Source organism: Methanocalculus sp., from assembly GCF_030651615.1.
Lineage (GTDB): Archaea > Halobacteriota > Methanomicrobia > Methanomicrobiales > Methanocorpusculaceae > Methanocalculus.
The window spans coordinates 1-4,509 of record NZ_JAUSCG010000219.1 but is presented as its reverse complement, the minus strand read 5'-3'; the positions used below and the strand labels follow the sequence as shown (position 1 = coordinate 4,509).

6 protein-coding genes are annotated in these 4,509 nt (G+C 47.3%); 5 read left to right on the top strand and 1 reads right to left on the bottom strand.

What is annotated here, in order from left to right; translation table 11 throughout:
- Positions 1-90 precede the first annotated feature (90 nt).
- The 5 genes from Q7V06_RS09300 (at position 91) to Q7V06_RS09280 (ending at position 4,008) form a co-directional block, all read left to right on the top strand.
- Complete coding sequence (locus tag Q7V06_RS09300; protein ID WP_304840851.1) at positions 91-288, top strand: hypothetical protein; 198 nt, start codon at positions 91-93, stop codon at positions 286-288.
- A gap of 12 nt (positions 289-300) precedes the next feature.
- Positions 301-1,443 carry a cysteine desulfurase family protein gene (locus Q7V06_RS09295; protein WP_304840849.1) on the top strand — a complete coding sequence of 381 codons (1,143 nt, stop codon included), beginning with the start codon at positions 301-303 and terminating at the stop codon, positions 1,441-1,443.
- Between the two features lie 230 nt (positions 1,444-1,673).
- Positions 1,674-2,117, top strand: coding sequence for a DUF365 domain-containing protein (locus tag Q7V06_RS09290; protein WP_304840847.1), 444 nt, complete (start codon positions 1,674-1,676; stop codon positions 2,115-2,117).
- A 99-nt stretch (positions 2,118-2,216) separates the two neighbouring features.
- Entirely contained in the window at positions 2,217-2,732 is a 516-nt protein-coding gene (locus tag Q7V06_RS09285) for a hypothetical protein (protein ID WP_304840845.1), read from the top strand.
- A 181-nt stretch (positions 2,733-2,913) separates the two neighbouring features.
- Positions 2,914-4,008, top strand: coding sequence for an AAA family ATPase (locus tag Q7V06_RS09280; RefSeq protein ID WP_304840843.1), 1,095 nt, complete (start codon positions 2,914-2,916; stop codon positions 4,006-4,008).
- 253 nt (positions 4,009-4,261) lie between these two features.
- Here Q7V06_RS09280 and Q7V06_RS10455 read toward each other — a convergent pair whose 3' ends face one another.
- Positions 4,262-4,492 carry a DUF1016 N-terminal domain-containing protein gene (locus tag Q7V06_RS10455; RefSeq protein ID WP_370650842.1) on the bottom strand — a complete coding sequence of 77 codons (231 nt, stop codon included), beginning with the start codon at positions 4,490-4,492 and terminating at the stop codon, positions 4,262-4,264.
- Between the last annotated feature and the right edge of the window lie 17 nt (positions 4,493-4,509).

The following is a 4,509-nucleotide window of genomic DNA, read 5'->3' as shown; positions in this document are numbered from 1 at the left end:
GATATCGTATTACAACAGATGAAGATAATCGACTCCGCCCAATTCGGAAAACGGAGCATGTCATCGTATAAGTTGAGGGAAGAATAGACTATGAGTAAGCACACCGATTGTTACCAGTGTGAGACAAAACTCGGTAAAATTGCAATCGGGCTTAATAAAAAACTGCTTGATGTAAACTCAAAGCGATTTTACTGCCTTGATTGCTTAGCTGCTTATCTCGAGGTTACTGTTGATGAACTCCTAGCCAAGGTTGAGGAATTTAAGGAGCTAGGTTGCAAACAATTCTGAGGTGATGATGCCGTGATTTACGCTGATAATGCCGCGACTACGCGGATTTCCGACGGGGCATTTGAACAGATGCTTCCGTTTTTACGCGAGCAATACGGAAACGCATCTAGCCAGTATTCGCTTGGAGTAAAAGCCAAACGTGCCGTGAAGCAAGCACGGAAGAAGGTTGCATCAGCCATTGGCGCAGAGGCGTCAGAAATCATATTTACCTCTGGTGGGTCGGAAGCAAACAGTTGGATACTTCGCTGTGTTGCAGAATTTTACCACAACGAAAAGATTCACATCATTACCTCAATTATTGAACACCACTCTGTCCTGAAAGCTTGCCGTGCACTTGAACAAGGTGGCGGCGTTGAAGTTACCTTCCTGTCTGTTGATAATACGGGACGAATTTCGGTTGAGGATGTTAAGGCGGCAATAAAACATAACACAAAACTGGTTTCAATTATGCTTGCCAATAACGAAATCGGAACCATTCAGCCGATAGCAGAAATTGGTCAAATCCTGTGTGAGCGTGATATTCTGTTTCACACCGATGCCGTTCAAGCGGTTGGGCACATTCCCGTGAGTGTTGGCGATTTACAGGTTGATTTTCTAACTGCATCTGCCCATAAGTTTAATGGAGCAAAAGGTGTGGGGATACTCTATAAACGATCCGGTTTAGAATTATCGCCTTTGATATTTGGTGGCGAGCAGGAGCATGGGCTTCGTGCTGGAACAGAGAATGTCGCAGGAATTGTAGCAGCAGGCTATGCTATTGAAGAAAGCATGGCTAAAATGGATGAATCTACAAAAAGACTACAGGCAATGGTTTATTGTACGGTCAAGGGCATTCTGGCAAGACTTCCCACCGCACAAGTAAACGGTGATGCAAAGAATTGTCTTCCCGGCATAATTAATTTCAGTTTTGAAGGTGCTTCCGGTGAAGCACTGATGCAATTATTGGATTTAAAGGGTATTTGTGTCTCGACTAGTTCAGCTTGCAATTCCGGCCAAGACACACCATCCCATGTGTTGCTTGCACTGGGGTTAACTGAGGAGAAAGCAAAATCAGCTATCCGTATTTCGTATGGTAGGTACAATACGATGGACCAGGCTGACACAATTATTTCAGCAGTATGTGATGCTTACGAAAAGATAATGGCACATCATTGAGGAGTTGGGATGTTCAATGATTAACGAATTAGAGACTCTATTGAAATCCTATTTCTTCCCTAGCCAAGGATTTTCAGCCCTCTCAATGGCAAACCAAAGTTTCATCGGCTGGAGGAACTCTCATCAGATTACTATAAGTATGAGCCGGTCGCTCACCTCTCATCCATACATGCCCGCCTTTGATCACCACAAGATAGCCTTTAAGACAAACGATGACAATGGATCGTTTCATGGAGACCGAAGAAACGACCATCACCGGCGTCACATTCCCCATCCCAAAACAGTACATGCACCGCTTCTTCAAGGAGGGTAAAACCGTCTTCGTCAAACCGGCAACGGTCTTTAAAGAGCTGAAGAAGGGACTGAAACTCGTCTTCTACCAGTCGCATGAAGATACCGGGTATGTCGGGGAAGGAGTGATCAAGCGGATACTGATCGCAGAAGACCCCCTCACCTTCTATGACACCTATGGCGACGCCGTCTTCCTCACACGGGATGAGATGATCGCGTACCTGGAGAACCAGGAGAGGTGGAAGGCCTTCCGGGTCAGGAAGGGAAATGAGAGCCGGAAGCGGAGCTGGATGGCACTTGAGCTTGAGGATATCCGGGCGTATGCGGCGGTGCAGAAGCCTGATCGTTTTGTGCCGGTCGGAGGACGGTATCTGAGAGAGTGATCATTCCGGCGATTGGTATGATATTCATCTTCCAGGGGACAAGGAAGAGATCAATACCTATCTGAAGAAGAAACACCAACACTCTCAAGAGACCGCTGAATGAAGATCATCAATATCGTCTGTTCCGGTGACCTCCACCAGGAGATCTCATTTCAGCGGCTGGTGGAGATCCCGGCAGAGTCGTACAGATATGACCCTGAGAACTATCATGGCGCCTACATCCTCATCTCCGGCGGCAAGGTCACCCTGTACAGAAGCGGGAAATACATCATCTATGGCCTGAAATCCCTCGATCAGATCGACGGAGCCTACCAGGAGTTCCTCAACATCATATCCCCTATCATCGAACGGGGAGACGCAACCGCCCCAAAGGTCCAGAATATCGTCGGGATGGAAGACTTCGGAATACCAATCAACCTCTCCCGGTTCGTCATCGCAGAAGGAATGGAGCAGGTCGAGTATGAGCCTGAGCAGTTCCCGGGTGTCGTCTATCGGGGTGAGGTGGGTACCGCCCTCATCTTCTCATCAGGCAAGGTGATCTTCCCGGGGTTTAAGGATCTCGACTCTATGAAGAGAGCTGCTGCTGAACTGAAAGAGAGGATTGATGGGATCTGAGATATGATATCACCGTATCATAACTGATCCTGTCCATGATACCCCCCTCAGCCAACCCCACTTCAGTCCTCTCCTTCCATCATCGTACCATCACCTGCTCCTCCGGTCTCACGGATCGCCATTTCACGATTGGGAGGTGTGCAGAATGCATGAGGAAAAACAGTGTTTGGAAGGAGAAATAATGAAACTCGATTCAATCCATATTGCAGGTTATAAATCGATAAAGAACCTGGATGTCACCTTACACGATCTCAATATCATGATCGGGGCAAATGGTGCCGGAAAGACCAACTTCCTCTCTATCTTCCATCTCCTGAATCAGATGGTTGAGGGGAGGCTCCAGTTCGCAGTGGCAAAAGCAGGAGGTATCCGTTCACTCCTCCATTATGGCCCAAAGACCACAAACAAGATTGAGATTGATCTCCGTTTTGGGGAGAACGAATATTCCTGCAGCTGGGAGGTGGCAGAAGATGAAAGTCTTCTCTTCCGGCAAGAAGCAGCAACGTTCTCTGATCAGCGTCAGGATCATACGCCATACCCCGGTATTCTTGGATCGGGACATCGGGAAACAAAGCTGAATACGTATGCAAAATCATCTGGTAGCTCTGTATCACGCTCTGTTCTGGAGAGCATGAAGAGTTGGCGGGTCTATCATTTCCATGATACCAGCAACGAATCCCCGATGAAGGCGACAGAACAGATCAATGACAATAGGTACTTCAGGCAGGATGCCGCAAATCTCGCACCATTCCTCTACTACTTACAGCACGTCCATGAGAAGAACTACAACGATATCCGGGATATGGTTCGGCTTGTCTTCCCGATCTTCGATGATTTCATCCTCAGAACACTCCCCGAGAACAATAACCTGATTAAGCTGGAATGGAAAGAGAAAAACAGAGACTACCCATTCCTTGCCCACCACCTGTCAGACGGGACACTCCGGTTCATCTGCCTTGCAACACTCCTCTGCCAGCCAAATCCCCCTCAGATCATCATTATTGATGAGCCGGAACTAGGTCTCCATCCATCTACGCTCCAGATTCTGGCAGCACTGATCGGCAGTGCATCGATACAATCACAGATCATCCTCTCAACACAGTCTGTCAGCCTGCTCAACCTGTTTGAACCAGAAGATATCCTTGTTGTAGACCGCCATAATGGAGAGACGACGATCAAACGGCTTGCTCCAGACGATCTGTTAGACTGGCTCACCGATTATTCACTGGGTGAACTCTGGGAAATGAACATCCTGGGGGGGAAAAACTCCTCCTGACCGCCACAGCTGAGCATTTTTACACCGCCATTGACATTTGCTGTAAGTGGGAAATAATGGTTATTGAGATACCTCCTCCACCATCTGGCTCTCATTTTCAGTGAGCCTGTTGAGCTCATACACCTCTTTATCAATTTTGATATCTGTCACCTCGATCTACCGCATCGGCAGCCGATGGGGATGTGCCTCACGCACCCCGGCCACAATCATATTCAGCTCAAGTATCTGCTCGAAAATTGCGATTAGATTCCAATTAATCCACCATTACATACACATCGTTATGGATTAGCAGGAATCCGGGTTGCATGGTACTTGCATGGTACTTACTGAGATTTACAGGTAGAGCTGACCTGTTACTATAGAATTCACGTTGCAGAGGATCTTTGCAACGTGACATTATAACGATATTATGACTCCAGCTAATTTCTCCAACCAGTGGCTGGATTTTTTCATTCATGCAATACTCCAGATAAAACTGGCGCATATACCATAGATTCTAAA

Excerpts from the sequence above, each read along its gene's own strand:
- Q7V06_RS09300 (WP_304840851.1), top strand. The coding sequence starts at position 91 with ATGAGTAAGCACACCGATTGTTACCAGTGTGAGACAAAACTCGGTAAA.
- Q7V06_RS09290 (WP_304840847.1), top strand. The coding sequence starts at position 1,674 with ATGGAGACCGAAGAAACGACCATCACCGGCGTCACATTCCCCATCCCA.
- Q7V06_RS09285 (WP_304840845.1), top strand. The coding sequence starts at position 2,217 with ATGAAGATCATCAATATCGTCTGTTCCGGTGACCTCCACCAGGAGATC.
- Q7V06_RS09280 (WP_304840843.1), top strand. The coding sequence starts at position 2,914 with ATGAAACTCGATTCAATCCATATTGCAGGTTATAAATCGATAAAGAAC.
- Q7V06_RS10455 (WP_370650842.1), bottom strand. The coding sequence starts at position 4,492 with ATGCGCCAGTTTTATCTGGAGTATTGCATGAATGAAAAAATCCAGCCA.